Origin of the sequence: Deinococcus malanensis (assembly GCF_014647655.1) — a bacterium.
GTDB classification, from domain to species: Bacteria; Deinococcota; Deinococci; order Deinococcales; family Deinococcaceae; genus Deinococcus; species Deinococcus malanensis.
In genome coordinates, this window is record NZ_BMPP01000005.1 from 230523 (window position 1) to 246095 (window position 15573).

The window sequence follows — 15573 nt, forward strand, 5'->3', positions numbered from 1 at the left end:
GTCGTGATCGACCGTTATCTGACGCCCGAGATGAAGGCATTGTGGAGCGAGGCCAACAAGTACCGCGCCTGGCTGAAAGTGGAACTGAGCGCCATGGACGCCCAGGCCAGCCACGGTGAGGTGCCGCGTGAGGCGCATGCGGCGCTGGTGCACAGGAGCGAAGCCGACCCGCTGGACGACGCCTTTGCCCAGAAAGTGGCCGAGATCGAGGCCGTGACCCGGCACGACATCGTGGCCTTTACCCGCGCGCTGACCGACCGCTACGGTGAGGAGGCCCGCTTTATTCACCACGGCCTGACCAGCACCGACGTGGTGGACACAGCACAGAACCTGCTGCTGGATCAGGCGCTGGAACTGATCAAGCAGGACGTGCAGGCCCTGCGTGAGGTCTGCCGCACCCAGGCCGTGACGCACAAGCACACGCCCACAGTGGGGCGCACACACGGCATTCACGCCGAGCCCATGACGTTCGGGCTGAAGTTCCTGAACTGGATGGCCGCGCTGGACCGTGACCTGGAACGCCTGGCCTCCGCGCGCCGGCGTGTGCAGGTGGTGATGCTCTCGGGCTCGGTTGGAACCTACGCCCACGTTTCCCCCCGGGTGGAGGAAGACGTGGCGGCCATGTGGGGCTGGCAGGCCGCGCCGGTGACCAACCAGACGCTGTCGCGCGACCGGCACGCCGAGGTGCTCTCGGCCCTGGCGATCCTGGGGGCCACCCTGGAGAAGATCGCCGTGGAGATCCGCCACCTGCAGCGCAGTGAGGTGCGTGAAGCCATGGAGCCCTTTGGCAAGGGGCAGACCGGCAGCAGCTCCATGCCGCACAAGAAAAACCCGATCCTGACCGAGAACGTCACCGGTTTTGCCCGGTTGCTGCGCGGTTTTCTGGTGACTGGCCTGGAAAACGTGGCCCTGTGGCACGAGCGGGACATCTCGCATTCCAGTGCCGAGCGCGTGATTCTGCCGGACGCCACGGCCGCAGCCAGTTATGCCGCCCGGCGCCTGACCGGCGTGCTGCGCGATCTGGTGGTGTTCCCGGACCGCATGCTGCGCAACCTCAACGATCTGGGCGGCCTGGTGTTCAGCCAGCGAGTCCTGCACGCCCTGATTGACGAGAAAGGCATGATGCGCGAGGACGCCTACGGACTGGTTCAGCGCAATGCCCTGCGCAGCTGGGAAACAGGGGAGGGCCTGCGTGACCTGCTGAAGGCCGACCCGGAGAATCCCCTGAGTGACGCCGAACTGGATGCGGCCTTCGACCTGGGCTGGTACCTGCGGCACGTGGACGATATCTACGCCCGCTTCGGGCTGTAAGCGGGAATAGGTAGAGTGCCGCCATGAGCGAAGCCATCACTGCTGAACAGGCCGGCTGGGTAGAAGTCGGCCTGGAAGCCGAATTGCCTGAAGGCCACCAGCGTGCCGTGGACGTGCAGGGCGTGAGCGTGCTGGTGGTGCGCTACGAGGGACAGTTCTATGCTCTGCGCAACAACTGCACCCACAAGGACTACCCGCTGCTGGGCGGAGAGGTCAGCCAGGGACGAATCACCTGCGAGAAGCACGGGGCAAAGTTCGAGCTCACCACCGGCAAACCCCGCACGCTGCCGGCCGTGAAACCCGTGCGGCTCTACCAGACCCGCACCGAAGAAGGCGTGGTCTACGTCGGGCCTCTGTAGCTGTCTCGATCATCACCGCTGAAACAGACAGGCCAGGAAAGGGCCGCACAGAACGAATGATCTGTGCGGCCCGCCGGATTTCCTGATGTTACCGGCCTGTCTGGTCCCGGCCCTGAACCTCGTTCTGCAACTCGGCTCGCTCACCTTCGGGCAGGTCGGCGGGCCGCTCACTGACGTGGGGCACGGTCATCTCACTGGGAGGGGTGTAGCCGGGATTGGGATCAGCGGCGCGGGTGCGGTCCTCGATGGCTGGCCCCAGTCTGGAGTTGGAGTCGATGCCGCCGACCGGTGTAACAAGGTCCAGCGCGCCGGTGTCAACGCCACCCACCGTCTGCGCCCCAGCCATCTCGGCCGCCTGCAGGGTGTGGTCCATGGCCACCGGATCACGCGTGGCCAGATGGTCGAACTGCCCCGTGACCTCCTTGGGATCGGGCACATCCACCGGCTCGTAGCTGAGCTTGTTGGCCGTGCTGACCTTGCTGGAATCGGGGGTGGTGGTGTAGATGCTGGCGTGATCGTCTTTGGGGTCTGGCGTCTCGAAGCCGGTCTGCGCCCCGGTTTCACCAATCAGCTTGTGTTCTTCACTCATACCTCAGTCTGACAAGCCCGGGCTCAGGGTGCATTCCTCGTTTCTTGACGCGGGCTTGCCTCTCCCTTGAGCAGGATGACAATTTCCTCATACCCGCCTTCGGCCGCCAGAGCGGCGGCGTCCTGGCCATCGGCTGTCTGAGCAGACGGGTCCGCGCCCACAGAGAGCAGAAACTCCACCAGCGCCGTACTGCCGTTCTGTGCCGCACTCATCAGTGGGGTAAAGCCCCCGTGCTGTGCCGCGTTCACTTCAGCGCCGGCCATCACCAGTGCTTGGGCCAGCCGGGCGTGGTTTCCCGCCGCGGCAGAGTGCAGGGGACGCACCTGCATAGCGTTTTGGCTGACGGCGTTCACGTTGGCCCCATGCGTCAGCAGGAGCTCGGCCACCTCGTCATGGCCGAAAAACGCCGACAGCCCCAGCGGCGAAAAGCCGTCAGGGCTGAAGGCGTATACCAGATCGGGCTGCTCGTCCAGCAGGGCGCGGACCCGGCCCGTCTCGCCGGCCGCCGCCGCTTCGAACACGCTCAGGGGTGCCCCAGCACCAATCAGTGCCCGCAGAATCTCGGGACGGTGGTAGTACGCGGCAAACAGCACCGGACTCAGCCCGGACGGACTGACCGAGCGCAGCAGTTCAGGCTCGGCAGTGATCAGCAGTTGTACACCCGGCAGGTTGTTGGCGTGAATGGCACTGAACAGGTCATTGACGGCGTCGGTGGTCACGCCTCAGGCTACCGTGACACCGGGGGCCATGCTCGGCGGCAGGTTTACCCCCGGGCCCGGATCACCATGGCAATGCCCATGCCGCCGCCGATGCACAGGCTGGCCACGCCGGTTTCCTTGCCGGTGCGGCGCAACTGGTGAATCAGTGTGACCAGGACACGCGCACCGGAAGCGCCGATCGGGTGGCCCAGGGCAATGGCCCCGCCGGTAATGTTGACTTTCGCCGCGTCCACTTCCAGGTCACGGACCACCGCGAGTGACTGCGCTGAAAACGCCTCGTTCAATTCGAACAGGTCCACGTCGGAGACCTTCATGCCGGCGCGCCCCAGGGCCACCGGTACGGCCTTGGCCGGTCCGATACCCATGATCTTGGGGTCCAGTCCGATGGCCGCATAACTGGTGATTTCCGCCAGGACCGTCAGTCCGTTGGCCTGAGCGTAGTCCTCGGTAGTCACGACCAGCATGGCCGCCCCGTCGTTGATCCCACTGGCATTGCCGGCGGTGACGGTGCCATCCTTCTTGAAAGCGGGCTTCAGCTTGGCCAGGGCCTCGGCGGTGGTGGCGCGCGGGTACTCATCGCGGTCAAAAACGGTTGGTCCCTTGCGGCCCGGCACTTCCACGCTGATCAGTTCGTCTGCAAAGTGGCCGCCTTCCTGCGCGGCAGCTGCGCGGTTCTGGCTTTCCAGAGCAAAGGCGTCCTGCTCCTCGCGGCTCAGGTTCCAGGCTTCGGCGACGTTTTCGGCCGTCACACCCATGTGGTAGTCGTGGAACACGTCTGTCAGGCCATCGGACAGGATGCTGTCCAGCGCCTGGGCGTGCCCCAGCCGGTAGCCTTCACGGGCACGCGGCAGCAGGAAGGGCGCGCGGCTCATGTTCTCGGTGCCGCCGGCCAGGTACAGCTGCCCGTCGCCGGACTTGAGGCCCTGCACGGCGCTTACGACGGCCTGCAGACCACTGCCGCACACCCGGTTGACCGTCAGTCCGGGGACGTCATGGGGCAGCCCGGAACCCAGTGCGATCTGCCGGGCCACATTCATGCCCTGCCCTGCCTGCAATACGTTCCCCACAATCACATCGGCCACGTGGGCACTTTCCAGACCGCCCAATACGGCACGCGTGGCCGTAATCCCCAGATCGACGGCGCTGACGTCCTTCAGGGCGCCCATAAAGCTTCCAATCGGCGTGCGCTTGGCCGCCACGATGACCATTTTGTTCACAGGCCGAGTCTAGCGGCCGGTCGTTACGGACAGTGAGCAGGCCCGGGACCCCATGGGGGCACAAGCTGCGAAACGTCCACCATGCGCGGACCAGCATCAGGTGGAAAAGGCCTGTGTGAACTGGACTGTGTGGGCCATTTGGTCCTCAGGTCTTCGCGGGTAAAGGTTGCTGTCAGGCAGCCCAAAGAAAAAGACGGGACCAGGCCCCGTCTTGAAGGAATATGGACGCCTGGGCTTATCCCTGTTTGCTGGCAGGGACCGACCGTGCCTGCTCCACGTCCTGCTGCTCTTTATGCCCATCATGTTCGGTGTTGCGGGCCGCGTTCGCCTCGCGGTCGTTGACGCCTTTCAGGGACGGCTTGCGGTCGTGGTTGATCTCATGCACTTCCTGGCTGTTGCGGTCGTAGTCCTGCGGCTGGCTGGTGTGGCCCTTGTTCTTGTCATCCTTGTCTGGCATACGGATAGCCTGACAGAGGGTGTCTTGGCGAACTTTCGGATCGCCTCAAATTGCGTTTACAAATGCCGGGCGGTTCGTCCGGACAGGCAGGCTCATGCGTTCTGCGCCGGATGGACGGGCACTGGGCAGGCACCTCAGATTGGAGGCGACTGCAGCACAGCCACCATCGGCCTATGTCCATCGGGGCCGCTCCAGGTCGCCTGCCCCCTGGTCAGGTGGCGCCAGTCGAGCGCCTGATACAGCGCCAGGGCCGCGCGATTGTGTTCTGCGACCTGAAGCGCAGCCGGGCGGCCCAGTGTTCGTGCGTGTGCCGTGGCCGCTTCCATCAGGGCGCGTCCCAGGCCAAGCCCGCGACCAGCCGGCGCGACGAACAGCCGCTTGACCTCCAGGGTTTCCGGCGGAAGCTGCGCGGCCCAGGAACCGTGACTCAGGGAACACAGCAGCACCTGTCCCATCACCTGTTCGTGTTGTACGGCGACCCGGCCTGCCACCGTTCCCGACGGTTGGAGAAAGGCCATGGGATCCGCCGGCCACATCGAGGGATACCCTTCGGCCTCGTGAACTTCTCGCATGGCGAGTTGCAAGTCTCTCAGGTCACCTGCCTGCCGCTGGCGGATCATTGGAAATCTGAGGCCTTTACAGCCTCGGCAGGGTCACGCCGCGCTGCCCCTGGTACTTGCCCTGGCGGTCCCCATAGGTGACCTCTGGCCGTTCGCCCTCAAAAAACAGCAGCTGAACGCAGCCTTCAAAGGCGTACATCTTGGCGGGCAGAGGCGTGGTGTTGCTGAATTCCAGCGTCACATGGCCTTCCCAGCCCGGCTCCAGCGGCGTGACATTGGCCACGATGCCGCAGCGCGCATAGGTCGATTTGCCCAGCGCCACCACCATCACGTTCTCCGGAATCCGCAGGTATTCCAGGCTGCGCGCCAGCACGAAACTGTTGGGCGGAATGATGATCTCGCTCGCCTGAATATCCACAAAGGACCGGTCGTCGAAGGCCTTGGGGTCCACGATGGCGCTCATGACATTGGTAAACACCTTCCACTCGTCGGCGCAGCGCAGGTCGTAGCCAAAACTGCTCAGGCCATAGCTGATGACGTGCGCGCTTTCGGCGGTGCGGACCAGCCGGTCTTCAAAGGGTTCGATCATCCCGCCTTGGGCCAGTTCACGAATCCGCCAGTCGGGCAGAATGCTCATGCCGCATGCTAGCGCGCCAGAGCATCGGTCAAGAAGATGGCATCGAGCTGACCGGGCGTAACGAGTGGATTTTGCCGGGCAGGACGCAGAATGGAGCCGCTGCGAGTCTGTCTTCTCGGTAGCGGAATCCAGGGAACTGCTCTAGGCTGCGGGCGTGCGGGTGGCAGTTATTTCCGATGTACACGGCAACGCTTTTGCTCTGGAAGCCACGCTGCGCGCGGTGCATCTGGCGGCGCCGGACGTGATCGTCAATCTGGGCGATCAGGTGGAGGGAAGTGCCGACCCCTGGCGCGCCGCGTGCCTGCAGGCCAGGCTGGGTGCAGTGGAGGTGCGCGGCAACAACGAGGAAAAGCTCTGGCCCGGCGGCCGGCGCAATCCGCTGAGCCTGCAGTACGGGGCCTGGCTTGAAACCCAGCTGGATGACGCTACCGTGGCGCGGCTGGCGGCCCTTCCCCTGACGGCCCGACTGGACGGCGGGCGGCTCCTGGCCTGCCACGGCACGCCGGACAGCAGCTGGGAAAGCCTGCTGTGGGTCTGGGACCGTGGCGCGGACGGGCGGGGATTTTACCGTTCGCGTGACCCACTCGAGCTGCGGGGTGTCGTTGAGTCATGGCAGGCCGAGGTTGTCGTCTGCGGCCACACCCACCGGCCCGGCGCGACCCGGGTGGGTGACACACTGGTGGTCAACGCCGGGGCCGTCAGCGATCAGGTGGACGGTGATCCCCGCGCCCGCTGGACCTTGCTCGAAAGGCGGGGCAGCCACTGGGCCGTGGAATTCCTGGCCGTGCCTTACGACGTGGAGGCCGCCGTTTCCTGGGCGCGCACCCACACCCCGTTCGGAGACTTCCAGGCCCAGCTGCTGGGCAGTGGTGTCATGGACGGCCGCGGCGACTGAGGCCAGCAACGGGTGGGCGTCTGCGCCGCCTGTCTGGTTGCCTGAGCGGCCGCGGAGTACAGTAAAAAGGACCTCAGAGGCCCTGATCCTGGTGAAGCGTGCATAGGGCGCCTGCTCCCAGGGGGTGATCGTCTCCCGTGCCCGCGTATTTCTCGTCGGTTCGTCCTGTTCCTGTGGTGCCTGCTGGCCTGTGTCGTCGTGACAGACCACAGGGCTGCGCCACAGAGATTTGCCCTGGCAGGTCGCCTGGTCCGCTCCCGCGACCTGCGCCATGCCCGGAGGAGAACAGTATGACTGCACCCGCCATGACGCCTGAAATGCAGACGCTCAAGGCCCGTCTCAAGGCCACCTGGGAGAGCGGAGACTACGGCCGCTTCGCCAAGGCGCTGGAACCGGGCGCCCTGGATTTTCTGGACCGGCTGAATCTTCAACCCGGCGAGCGCGAGCGGCTGCACTCCGGCATCGGTTCCCTGCACATGGAACGCCGGATGTACCCATTCGTGTATCCGTTCCCGCCGGCTGAGGTGGTGAACTCCTTCCGCACCTACTACGGCCCAACCCACCGCAGTTTCATGGCCCTTGACGAGGCCGGGCAGGGCAGGCTCCAGGCCGATCTGGAACAGCTGTGGGCCGAGTACAACCAGGCACGCGACGGCACCACGTTTGTGGAGTCTGGACTGCTGGAAGTGCGGGCTATCCGCGAAGGAGCCTGAAGGTGCTCCGTGGGCCGACCAGCCTTCAGGGAAACAGCTTGAGACCTTAAGTGCAGACAGGAGCTGGGTGCTTGCGCCGCTAGGCGAGGAGGAGTTGGGACGTCCTGGGAAGCTGTGAGTGATTCGTTAGTGAACTGCTTCTACACTGCCGGCACGTCACTCCCTGAAGGAAGGTCCAAGGTGAAGCGAACCCTGTTACTTCTCTGTGCGCTGCTCGGCTCGGCAGCTTCTTCGCAGCAAGGCCCGGCCAGCACCTCTGTTCTGCTGCGTATTCCGCTGACGAACGGCGCGGTGCGGGTTACCGACGCCACTGCGACCCGCAAATTCGGGCAACTGCTGAACGCGCTGGCCAAAGACCAGAACAGTGGCTGCCAGACTAGCGAATACCTGGTCTGGGACAACGCTGATCTCGCCGAGCAGATCAGTGATAACCTCGCCTCCCAGTTCAAGGCCCGGAGCATGACCTTCAGTCAGCTGGCCGAGGACGAAGACGACGAAAGCTATTCCCTGTCGTTCCTGCTGACCGAAAAGAGCAACCGGTACGTGGGAGTGCTGTATGGAGACGCGGAGAGTGTGGTGCTCGGCTGGTGCCAGTTGAAGGCAGCGAGGTCACAACCAGCCGTAAAGCCTGCACCCGCACCGCCTCCCATGAAAGCCGCGCCGGCGCCGACCAAAGTTGCCCCGAAGCCGGCGGCGAAGGTCCCTGCCCCGGGCAAGTACGGGTGCGCTCAGAGTGTCCCGCGCTTTCTCAATGGCAGCTATACCTACGAGATCGAGACCCGGGGATACTTCAATCTGCTTTCGGGCGGCGCGTACAAGGACGTCTACGGGGCTGCCGGACGCTGGCGCTTCGACGCTGCCACGGGGCTGACGCATTTCAGTGGGAGCGGCTTTGACCGGGCCACGGCTGAGCTTCTGGAAGGTGGCCGCCTGTGGATCGTGATCCCGACCGCGAGCGGAGAGATGCGCTGGACCTGCAGCCGGGTCTGAACCGCGCCGAGTCAATGGCCTTCCTCAGGGCTCAGCGTCTGGCGGCCCTGCTCGCCTTTCAGACCCATGGTCTGTCCGTCGTGGGCGGGATGCCTACCGGGCACCAGGCCACCCGTAGTGCCCCAAAGCACCATCAGCTGGCTACCAAGCACCATAAGCTGGTCGGTGCCAACTCGGCCTGGGTGTTACGTTCGAGCACATAACAAGGAAACAGAAAACCCGGACCAGAAGGTCCGGGTCGTTGCTGAAGCCGCAGGGGGAGAAAGGGGAAGCGCTGAGGGCGCTCAGTCGCGGCTGCCACCAAACAGACGCAGGATAAACAGGAACATGTTGATGAAATCCAGGTACAGGGCCAGGGCACCGTTGATGGCCGAACGCTCGGCCTGCTCGCCGGAAATGCCGCTGAGGGCCAGGTTACGCAGCATCTGGGTGTGGTATGCGGTCAGGCCAGCGAACACCAGTACGCCCACGATGCTGATGCCCAGCGTCAGGGCGCTGCTGGCCACGAACAGGTTGACGATCATGGCCACGATCAGCCCCAGCACGGCGAACAGGAAGAAGCGGCCCATGGCACTAAGGTCCTTCTTGATGACGAAGCCGGCGACGCTCATCAGGCCGAAGGTACCGGCAGTGGTAGCAAAGGCCGTAATGACGGCGGTGGGCGAGTAGGCGAACAGCAGGGCGCTGAAAGTCAGGCCGGTCAGGGCGGCGTAGCCGATAAACAGCATGCCGGCCACAGCACTCGACAGGCGCTGGGCGAAAATGCTCAGCACGAACACCAGCGCAAGCTGCGCCAGGATCAGGGGCAGGCGGAGGGCCATGACCTGCATGGCAAGGGCTTCATTCTGGGCAGTCAGGTAGGCGACACCGGCGGTCAGGGCCAGACCGGCGGCCATCCAGGAGTAGGTTCGGGCCATGAACGTGCGGACCAGGTCCGCCGTTCCACTTCTGACAGAAGGATAAGTCTGCATACACCTCAGAATACGTCGCCCGGCGTGTCCGGGTTCCCGATAACGTCACAGACCCGGCGGAGTCAGGGCTCAGATGAAGAACGCGCGAACCTGACGTCTGTCGCCTTGAGTTCGTCGGGCGCACTTCTGCCACATATACGTGTGCTGCTGGTCTCCTGCGGCTGGAGTTCCGAAAAAACAGGAAGGTGCGGATGCCTTCGGGGTGCAGTGTCCGCGGCATTTTCGGTGTCTGCGTCACCCTGCCTGGCTACGCGGGTGGAGTGGCCTGGGGCTGCAGCATGAAGTGCTGACCAGCACCATTCTTACGTGGGGCCCCAGGCCAGCGGATAGGTTTGCGGAATGACCCCGTACCGAGGCGTGATCTTCGATATCGACGGAACCCTGGTCGACAGCAATGATGGCCATGCCCGGGCCTGGGTGCGAGCCTTTGCGGATGCAGGGTTCGAGGTGCCGTTCGAACAGGTCCGACCCCTGATCGGGATGGGGGGAGATCAGCTGGTGCCGCGCCTGACGGGGATCGAGAAGGGACACCCTGCCTACGAGCAGCTTAGCGAGGGATGGAAGAACCACTTCCAGCAGGACGAGTTGCCACACGTGCAGTCGCAGCCCGGTACCCGCGCGCTGCTGCAGGCCCTGCAGGAACGCGGCCTGAAACTTATTGCCGGCACCTCGGCAGACGAAGCGCTGGTCGATGGACTGCTGAAAATTGCACAGGCCGAGGATCTTCTCACCGAGCGCACCACGGCCTCTGACGTGGAAGCTTCCAAACCTGAACCTGACATCGTGCAGGCGGCGGTGGGCAAACTTGGTCTGGACCCGGCCGAGGTGCTGATGGTGGGAGACACGCCCTTCGACATAGAGAGCGCGAGCAGGGCAGGGGTGAAGGCCGTGGCCCTGCGCTGCGGCGGGGACGACCGCTTTGAGGGAGCGGTGGCGGTATATGACAGCCCGCAGGACTGGCTGAACCAGCTGGACGATTCGCTGCTGGCCTGAGGGAAATCGGTGTGGCACCTGCGAGGTAAAAGTCTGAAAGCCAGTGGACTACGCGTTCCGCAAAGAAGCAGGACGCACTGTGCCTTCACAATCTAACCAAGGAGGATTTTCCCAATGAAGACCTTGAAACTCGGCACCAGTGGGCTGGACGTACCTGTCATTGCAGTGGGCTGTATGCGCATCAATTCCCTGGACAAAGCAGAAGCTGAACGCTTTGTCCAGGCCGCGCTGGACGAGGGCGCGAATTTTTTTGACCACGCCGATATTTACGGCGGCGGATCGTGCGAGGAGATCTTCGCCGACGCGATTCATATGGACAGCACGGTCCGGGACAAGATCATCCTGCAATCCAAATGCGGCATCCGCAAAGGCATGTTCGACTTTTCCAGGGAGCATATCCTCGCGTCGGTGGACGGCATTCTGAAGCGCCTGAAGACCGATTACCTCGACATTCTGCTGCTGCACCGCCCCGACACGCTGGTGGAGCCTGAAGAGGTGGCGCAGGCGTTTGACGAGCTTTCAAGTTCCGGCAGGGTCCGGCATTTCGGCGTCTCGAACCAGCACCCGCGCCAGATCGATCTGCTGAAGAAATATGTGAGTCAGCCCATCGTGGCCAACCAGTTGCAGCTCAGCATTACCAACGCCACCATGATTACCAGCGGCTTCAATGTGAACATGGAAAATGACGCGGCGGTCAATCGTGACGGCGGCGTCCTTGACTACTGCCGCCTGCACGACATCACCATTCAGCCCTGGTCGCCGTTTCAGTACGGCTTTTTCGAAGGGGTCTTCCTGGGCAGCGACAAATACCCGGAACTGAACGCGAAGATAGACGAGGTGGCCCACTCCTACGGCGTGAGCAACACGACCATAGCGATCGCCTGGCTGCTGCGTCACCCGGCACGCATGCAGCCGGTGATCGGCACCATGAACATCGACCGCCTGAAGGACTGCTGCAAAGCCAGCGAGGTCCACCTGACCCGTGAAGAGTGGTATGCGATCTACCGCGCAGCGGGCAATGTGCTGCCCTGACCGGCACAAGGTGACCAGCACCGGGCCTGTGAGGGAGGCCAGCTGATGAACCTACAGGCTGAGCCCGCCATGGGGCGTGTTTACATCGGCACGTCCGGCTGGACATACCGGCACTGGCGGGGAACCTACTACCCGCAGGGACTGGTGCAGCGGCGCGAACTGGAATACCTCGCTGGGCAGATGGCCAGCGTGGAGATCAATGGGTCCTTCTACGCCCTGCAAAGGCCCGATACCTACGCCCGGTGGGCGGCCCAGGTTCCGCCTGGCTTCATCTTCGCGGTGAAAGGCGGGCGGTTCGTCACCCACATGAAAAAGCTGCGCGACGTGCGTCAGCCGCTCGCCAATTTTTTTGCCTCCGGGGTGCTTCGGCTGGAAGACCGGCTGGGCCCGGTGCTGTGGCAGTTGCCGGAGCGGCTGCGCTTCGATGCTGCCCTGGTCGAGGACTTTCTGGCCCTGCTTCCCCGCTCGACCGCCCAGGCCGCCCGGCTGGCACAGGAACACGGTGCCCAGCTGGAAGGCCGCGCCTGGATGGACGTGCAGCAGGATCTGCCGATCCGCTACGCCCTGGAAGTCCGGCATGAGAGCTTCAGAACCCCGGAGCTGGCCTCGCTGCTGCGGCGCGCGGGAGTCTCGCTGGTGGTGGCTGACGCAGCCGGGCAGTTTCCCCTCATCGAGGAGGTCACGGCAGACTTCGTCTACGTGCGTCTGCATGGCTCCAGGGAGCTGTACCGCAGCGGATATGACCCTGATGAGATAGATGCCTGGGCACACAGAATCCGCGCCTGGCAGGCGGGCACGCAGCCCCCTGATGCCCGGCGTCTGACCCAGGATTCCGTGCCCATGGGCTCCAGGGACGTGTATGTGTACTTCGATAACGACATCGGCACGCATGCACCGTTCGATGCCCTCGCGCTGGCCAAGGCACTTCGGGATCGCGATTACTGATTCAGGCTGAGTACAGACCGTGTGCCGGCATCCGATCACCTGGAGCTAACGCAGGGCGGTTGTACACCCGGAAAGGGTGGATAAGAAGCCGGAGACATGCAAGAAGCCTACTGAAGACCAGAGACCAGGGCGGAAAATGAGCCCGCGAACAGCTATAGATGATTCAGCCCGCCAGAACACAGGTTCCTGGCGGGCTGAAACCGCAGACAGAGCCTGAGCCTACTGGCGAACCAGCAGGGCCAGTGGAAAGTCCTCGAGCACCTTGGCCACCGGAATCTTTTCGCCCCGGACCCGGAACTGCTGGCCAGTCAATACGTTGCGGTAGGTTCCGGCTCTCGGCAGGGTCAGCTGACGGTTGCCCCACACTTCACCCAGCGCCCAGGGCTGCGTCTCACGGGTCAGGGTCAGCGTCAGGCGCGGAGCTACCGTGACAGCCACCTCGCCGTCCAGTTCCCGGGCAAACGCCAGAAGATATTTGCCTGCGTCCAGCGGGCGGTAGCGGCCTTCCCCAAACAGCGTGCGGTGCGCGGCGCGCGCCTGCAGGGCGGCCCAGGTCACCAGCAGTTTCACCCGGCCGTCCTGATAGGAGCCCAGCAGGTCCTGGGCCAGTTTCAGGCCGTCCTGGGCATGCCGGGACTCCAGGCGGGTCAGGGTGCGGGTGCGCCAGCTGTAATCCACCGGGCGGCGGTTGTCCGGGTCTACCAGGGACTGGTTCCAGCCCTCCGAGCCCTGGTAGGTGTCGGGGACTCCCGGCGCGCTCAGGCGGACCAGGGTAGCGCTCAGGCTGTTCTGCGCGCCGTAGGGACTGATGCGCTCGTGCAACTCGCGCAGGCTGCTCAGGAACACGTCGTCTTGCAGCAGGCCGCCCACCATGCGCTCCAGCGCCGCCTCGTATTCACTGTCCTGTGAAGCCCAGCCAGTACGCAGCTTTGCCTCGCGGGCCGCCTTGAGCATGTAGGCGCTCAGGCGGTCGGCAAAGCCGTCCAGGTTTCCGCCGAGCGGATAGGCCCCCAGGGCGTTTTGCAGCAAAACGTAGGTGTCCAGCGGGGTCGGCGCCCCTCCCAGGTCGGTCTCGGTCTCCAGGGCCCGGATATGTCCGGACCATCGGCTGAGGTACGCCGACCAGGTCTGGGACAGCTCCGAGATGACGCTGATGCGCGCGCGGGTGTCCTCGCCGCGTTTGGTGTCGTGGGTGCTGCCGGCCAGCATGGAATGGGGCCAGCGTTCGCCGCGTTCGCGCGCCGAGGCATGGAATGCGCGCACAGGGGTGCCGAACAGCGCCGGGTCGCCGCCCACCTCGTTGAGGGAAAGCAGCCGGGCGTAGCGGTAGAAGGCTGTGTCCTCGGCGCCCTTGGCGGTGACCGGGCCGGTCAGCTGCTGAAACTTGAGGGCAAAGTCCGCGTAGGCCGCGCGCGTCTCGTCGTCCGGGGCGTCCAGCGTGAGGACGGCATGCAGGTAGTCGAAGACGCTGGAATCGATGGCGTTGCCCTCACGGCGGCTGTGGGCCTTGGCATCCCGGATGGCGTGCTCGATCTTGGCGTTGTCGCCGGGCTCGCGCTGCCCGTCGGCGCGCACATAGGTGCGGTACACCGGGAACGAGGCGATCACCTCGCGCACCACCACCCGCAGGGCACTGAGCGTGAAGTCGCGCGCCCGCAGGTCTGCTTCGGACAGGCGCTCGAGGTGCTCGGTGAGCACATTGACCTCACCCGGAAGGCTGCTGCGCTGAATCAGGTGCTTGCCCCGGTACAGGTGATCACCGTACGTGTCGCGGTCTCCGGTAAAGCGCCGGTAGATGGCGCTCAGGTCATCCTCGGCGGTGCCGTCCACGAACACGCCGCCCAGCTGTGCCAGGAAATCGTAACCGGTGGTCCCGTGAACGGCCCAGGCCTCGGGCAGCTTCTCACCAGGTTCCAGGATCTTCTCGGCCACCACGTACAGCGGCAGCGGGCGGCTCTGGCCGTCCCAGTCCAGCCCCAGAGCTTCGGCTGCGCCAGCCTGCAGGGCCTGGAAGTAGCCGGCCGGGTCGTACAGGCCGTCGGTGTGGTCAAGTCGCACGCCGGTGATCACGCGCTCCCGGATCAGCTCGAACAGCTTGCTGTGGGCCCACTCGAAGACGCGCGGGTCTTCCATGCGCAGCGCGGCCAGATCGTTGATGTCGAAAAAGCGCCGGTAGTTGATCTCCTCGGAGGCCACCCGCCAGTTGGCCAGACGGTAGTTCTGGTCCTGAATCAGGCGGTCGAGCAGCGCCGGGTCGGCGTTGACCGCCTCGACCATGTCGCCCAGGACCCGGCTGACCTCGCGCGAACTGCCCGCCAGGGTCTCCAGGCGGCGGGTCATGACCTCGACCTCTTGGGCACGGCCCAGACGGTCGGCATCGGTCAGGTCGCCGGCCGTGCTGCGCGGCAGGTTGGCCACACTGCGCGCGATGCTGGCCAGTTCGCTGCGCTCGGTACTGCGCTCCTCGGTAAGCCGGGCCTCGACCCCCGAAAGCAGATCCGCGAGGCTGCGAGGCGACATGGGAAACAGGCGCTCGTAGTAGCGGAAGAAAAAGCGTCCGCCCTGGCGTTCCAGGCGAAGTTCGCCGCGTTCGAGCACCCGGCCATACTGGTCGCCAAGCACCGGCAGCAGCACCTTGCCTTCCAGGGCCCGCTTGAGTGGCTGCCAGGAGATATCGAAAAAGTGGGCGTAGCGGCTGGCCTGCCCGTGTTGCAGCACGTCTTCCCAGTAGGGGTTATGACCATTCTGAATGCCCATGTGGTTGGGCACGAAATCCACGATCAGGCCCAGGCCGAGCTCGCGGGCACGCCTGGCAAACCGGCGCAGCGCGGCCTCTCCGCCCAGCTGCGGGTTGACCTCGGCGTGATCGGTGACGTCATAGCCGTGGGTGCTGCCGGGCGTGCTGGTCCAGATGGGGGAGAGGTAGACGTCGGTGACCCCTAGGCGTGCCAGATACGGCAGGACCCTTTGCGCCGCCGCGAAGTCGAAGCCGGTATGAAGCTGCAGTCGGTAGGTGGCGTCCGGCAGGGCGTGTCCCTGGGACGCCGGGTGCACGCTGACCGGTGCCGCAGTGGGGGCGCTCATGGTCGAACCTGGGAGAACAATTCCGCCGGGCATATGGCGCGCGCCCTGAGGATGGTCGTCAGACGGAAAACAGAGGAAATCATGGCACTTACTCCTTCGCG

Annotated in this window: 16 protein-coding genes; 8 read left to right on the forward strand and 8 right to left on the reverse strand. The window is 64.6% G+C overall.

What is annotated here, in order from left to right; genetic code table 11:
- The first annotated feature begins 3 nt into the window (after window positions 1–3).
- The gene (gene purB, locus IEY49_RS07980) at window positions 4–1311 is read left to right on the forward strand and encodes an adenylosuccinate lyase (RefSeq protein ID WP_189006392.1); all 1308 of its coding nucleotides are present in this window, start codon (window positions 4–6) and stop codon (window positions 1309–1311) included.
- A gap of 23 nt (window positions 1312–1334) precedes the next feature.
- A complete protein-coding gene (locus tag IEY49_RS07985; RefSeq protein ID WP_189006395.1) occupies window positions 1335–1670 on the forward strand; it encodes a non-heme iron oxygenase ferredoxin subunit in 336 nt (111 codons plus the stop codon).
- 88 nt (window positions 1671–1758) lie between these two features.
- On the opposite strand, the gene IEY49_RS07990 is transcribed toward IEY49_RS07985, so the two are convergent.
- The 6 genes from IEY49_RS07990 to dcd form a co-directional block, all read right to left on the reverse strand.
- Window positions 1759–2259 (reverse strand): hypothetical protein, encoded by a 501-nt coding sequence (locus IEY49_RS07990; RefSeq protein ID WP_189006397.1) that lies wholly within the window; start codon window positions 2257–2259, stop codon window positions 1759–1761.
- A 23-nt stretch (window positions 2260–2282) separates the two neighbouring features.
- Window positions 2283–2978 (reverse strand): ankyrin repeat domain-containing protein, encoded by a 696-nt coding sequence (locus IEY49_RS07995; RefSeq protein WP_189006400.1) that lies wholly within the window; start codon window positions 2976–2978, stop codon window positions 2283–2285.
- Window positions 2979–3022: 44 nt separating this feature from the next.
- Window positions 3023–4195 (reverse strand): acetyl-CoA C-acetyltransferase, encoded by a 1173-nt coding sequence (locus IEY49_RS08000; RefSeq protein WP_189006403.1) that lies wholly within the window; start codon window positions 4193–4195, stop codon window positions 3023–3025.
- Between the two features lie 235 nt (window positions 4196–4430).
- Window positions 4431–4652: a hypothetical protein gene (locus IEY49_RS08005; protein WP_189006406.1), complete on the reverse strand. Its 222-nt coding sequence runs from the start codon at window positions 4650–4652 to the stop codon at window positions 4431–4433.
- 134 nt (window positions 4653–4786) lie between these two features.
- Complete coding sequence (locus tag IEY49_RS08010) at window positions 4787–5272, reverse strand: GNAT family N-acetyltransferase (protein ID WP_308424648.1); 486 nt, start codon at window positions 5270–5272, stop codon at window positions 4787–4789.
- A gap of 16 nt (window positions 5273–5288) precedes the next feature.
- Window positions 5289–5849, reverse strand: coding sequence for a dCTP deaminase (gene dcd / locus IEY49_RS08015; protein WP_189006412.1), 561 nt, complete (start codon window positions 5847–5849; stop codon window positions 5289–5291).
- Between the two features lie 154 nt (window positions 5850–6003).
- On the opposite strand from dcd, the gene IEY49_RS08020 reads away from it, so the two are divergent.
- From IEY49_RS08020 to IEY49_RS08030, 3 genes are all read left to right on the forward strand, one after another.
- Window positions 6004–6744, forward strand: a complete 741-nt coding sequence (locus IEY49_RS08020; RefSeq protein ID WP_189006415.1) for a metallophosphoesterase family protein — start codon at window positions 6004–6006, stop codon at window positions 6742–6744.
- Between the two features lie 290 nt (window positions 6745–7034).
- The gene (locus IEY49_RS08025; protein ID WP_189006418.1) at window positions 7035–7457 is read left to right on the forward strand and encodes a hypothetical protein; all 423 of its coding nucleotides are present in this window, start codon (window positions 7035–7037) and stop codon (window positions 7455–7457) included.
- A gap of 180 nt (window positions 7458–7637) precedes the next feature.
- Window positions 7638–8447, forward strand: a complete 810-nt coding sequence (locus IEY49_RS08030; protein ID WP_189006421.1) for a hypothetical protein — start codon at window positions 7638–7640, stop codon at window positions 8445–8447.
- A 284-nt stretch (window positions 8448–8731) separates the two neighbouring features.
- Here the strand turns inward: IEY49_RS08030 and IEY49_RS08035 are convergent, their stop codons facing one another.
- On the reverse strand, window positions 8732–9418 hold the full coding sequence (locus IEY49_RS08035) for a Bax inhibitor-1/YccA family protein (protein WP_189006424.1): 687 nt from the start codon (window positions 9416–9418) through the stop codon (window positions 8732–8734).
- Between the two features lie 339 nt (window positions 9419–9757).
- On the opposite strand from IEY49_RS08035, the gene IEY49_RS08040 reads away from it, so the two are divergent.
- The 3 genes from IEY49_RS08040 to IEY49_RS08050 all read left to right on the forward strand — a co-directional run bounded on the left by IEY49_RS08040 (window position 9758) and on the right by IEY49_RS08050 (window position 12388).
- Window positions 9758–10411 (forward strand): HAD family hydrolase, encoded by a 654-nt coding sequence (locus IEY49_RS08040; RefSeq protein ID WP_189006426.1) that lies wholly within the window; start codon window positions 9758–9760, stop codon window positions 10409–10411.
- A gap of 114 nt (window positions 10412–10525) precedes the next feature.
- The gene (locus IEY49_RS08045; RefSeq protein ID WP_189006430.1) at window positions 10526–11443 is read left to right on the forward strand and encodes an aldo/keto reductase; all 918 of its coding nucleotides are present in this window, start codon (window positions 10526–10528) and stop codon (window positions 11441–11443) included.
- 45 nt (window positions 11444–11488) lie between these two features.
- A complete protein-coding gene (locus IEY49_RS08050; protein WP_189006433.1) occupies window positions 11489–12388 on the forward strand; it encodes a DUF72 domain-containing protein in 900 nt (299 codons plus the stop codon).
- A gap of 219 nt (window positions 12389–12607) precedes the next feature.
- Here the strand turns inward: IEY49_RS08050 and treY are convergent, their stop codons facing one another.
- Window positions 12608–15472 carry a malto-oligosyltrehalose synthase gene (gene treY, locus IEY49_RS08055; RefSeq protein ID WP_189006436.1) on the reverse strand — a complete coding sequence of 955 codons (2865 nt, stop codon included), beginning with the start codon at window positions 15470–15472 and terminating at the stop codon, window positions 12608–12610.
- Between the last annotated feature and the right edge of the window lie 101 nt (window positions 15473–15573).

Coding starts and splice junctions, on each gene's coding strand:
- IEY49_RS08010 (WP_308424648.1), bottom strand. CDS start 5,272: ATGATCCGCCAGCGGCAGGCAGGTGACCTGAGAGACTTGCAACTCGCC.
- IEY49_RS08045 (WP_189006430.1), top strand. CDS start 10,526: ATGAAGACCTTGAAACTCGGCACCAGTGGGCTGGACGTACCTGTCATT.
- IEY49_RS08040 (WP_189006426.1), top strand. CDS start 9,758: ATGACCCCGTACCGAGGCGTGATCTTCGATATCGACGGAACCCTGGTC.
- dcd (WP_189006412.1), bottom strand. CDS start 5,849: ATGAGCATTCTGCCCGACTGGCGGATTCGTGAACTGGCCCAAGGCGGG.
- IEY49_RS07985 (WP_189006395.1), top strand. CDS start 1,335: ATGAGCGAAGCCATCACTGCTGAACAGGCCGGCTGGGTAGAAGTCGGC.
- IEY49_RS08050 (WP_189006433.1), top strand. CDS start 11,489: ATGAACCTACAGGCTGAGCCCGCCATGGGGCGTGTTTACATCGGCACG.
- IEY49_RS08035 (WP_189006424.1), bottom strand. CDS start 9,418: ATGCAGACTTATCCTTCTGTCAGAAGTGGAACGGCGGACCTGGTCCGC.
- IEY49_RS08025 (WP_189006418.1), top strand. CDS start 7,035: ATGACTGCACCCGCCATGACGCCTGAAATGCAGACGCTCAAGGCCCGT.
- IEY49_RS08005 (WP_189006406.1), bottom strand. CDS start 4,652: ATGCCAGACAAGGATGACAAGAACAAGGGCCACACCAGCCAGCCGCAG.
- IEY49_RS07990 (WP_189006397.1), bottom strand. CDS start 2,259: ATGAGTGAAGAACACAAGCTGATTGGTGAAACCGGGGCGCAGACCGGC.
- treY (WP_189006436.1), bottom strand. CDS start 15,472: ATGAGCGCCCCCACTGCGGCACCGGTCAGCGTGCACCCGGCGTCCCAG.